The organism is Lamprobacter sp. (genome assembly GCF_034860625.1).
Taxonomy (GTDB): domain Bacteria; phylum Pseudomonadota; class Gammaproteobacteria; order Chromatiales; family Chromatiaceae; genus Lamprobacter.
In genome coordinates, this window is the sequence record NZ_JAYESN010000663.1 from 1 (window position 1) to 834 (window position 834).

1 protein-coding gene and 1 pseudogene are annotated in these 834 nt (G+C 57.2%); one reads left to right on the forward strand and one right to left on the reverse strand.

The genetic code is table 11. The features are described from left to right. Positions 1-395: pseudogene (locus tag VBE63_RS30605) on the reverse strand (asparagine synthase-related protein); the annotation flags it as partial. Between the two features lie 132 nt (positions 396-527). Here VBE63_RS30605 and VBE63_RS30610 point away from each other — a divergent pair. Further along, positions 528-800: a type II toxin-antitoxin system Phd/YefM family antitoxin gene (locus VBE63_RS30610; protein ID WP_323686718.1), complete on the forward strand. Its 273-nt coding sequence runs from the start codon at positions 528-530 to the stop codon at positions 798-800. Positions 801-834 lie beyond the last annotated feature (34 nt).

An 834-nucleotide genomic window follows, 5' to 3' on the forward strand; every position in this document is an offset into this window, starting at 1 on the left:
GCGATCGCGTCGGCGCCGAGGGTCAGCGCATGATCCAGAAACGCCTTGAACTTGACCTCCTTGTTGCAGAGCACGTCGGGGTTCGGCGTCCGTAGCGCGCGATACTCGGCCAGAAACTGCTCGAAGACCCGATCCCAATACTCAGTGGCGAAGTTGACCGTATGCAGCCGGATGCCGAGCCGCTCGGCGACCGCCTCGGCGTCAGCTAGATCCTCGGCCGCCGCGCAATAACCGGGCTCGTCGTCCTCCTCCCAGTTCTTCATGAACAGGGCCTCGACCCGATAGCCCTGCTCCAACAGGAGATGCGCCGCGACCGCCGAATCGACGCCGCCGGAGAGGCCGACGATGACGCGCTGCGTGTCGGGAGCAACTGTGATCAGTGGATGAAGGCGCATGGCTATGCCTGAAGTCCTCGTGTGCTCCCTTCTTGTGAACCGCTTGAGGGTTAACAATACCCGCCCTGACCCGATTAGGGCCTTTCTACAGTACTCTGTACGGAGTTACCGTACAACACAAGGCGACCAACAATGGAAACCACAACCGTAAACAAATTCAGAGATAGCCTAAAAAGCTTCATAGAACAGGTTGTTAGCAAACACACCCCGCTTCGCGTAACACGCCGTACGGGCTCAGATTTTGTGGTGGTGAGTGCTGAGGACTGGGAACGTGACCAAGAAACCCTGCACGTACTCCAAAATACCAGCCTTATGCACCAGATCGCCGATTCCAGCGTTACTCATAACGCCGGTAACGGATATACCCCAACCAAAGAGCAGTTAGATGAGATCACTGGTCTTTGAGGGTAGAACCTGGGAGGTGTACGAGGAGCTACGG

Bases quoted from the DNA above. Each gene is read 5' to 3' on its own strand.
- VBE63_RS30610 (WP_323686718.1), top strand. From the start codon at position 528: ATGGAAACCACAACCGTAAACAAATTCAGAGATAGCCTAAAAAGCTTC.